1 protein-coding gene is annotated in these 204 nt (G+C 48.0%); it reads left to right on the top strand.

The genetic code is table 11. The features are described 5' to 3' along the window. Nucleotides 1-204: mucin-binding protein (locus KH893_RS13000; RefSeq protein ID WP_427860492.1), on the top strand; the 204-nt coding region annotated here is incomplete at both ends.

Here is a 204-nt window from a genome sequence, read left to right on the forward strand (position 1 = left end):
AGAATGCACCGACAGTCACTACCGAAACGAAGACTGTGAATGAAACCATCCATTATATCTATAAAGATGGTAGCAAAGCAGCCGATGACTATGTGGCAACGCCAGTTGAGTTTACACGGACAGTGTCCACAGATGCAGTCACTGGTGAGAAGACATATGGGGCATGGTCAGCAGATCAAACATTTGGCGCAGTGACTAGCCCCG

The sequence above is a fragment of the Liquorilactobacillus sicerae genome (genome assembly GCF_029916425.1).
In the GTDB taxonomy this organism is placed as follows: domain Bacteria; phylum Bacillota; class Bacilli; order Lactobacillales; family Lactobacillaceae; genus Liquorilactobacillus; species Liquorilactobacillus sicerae.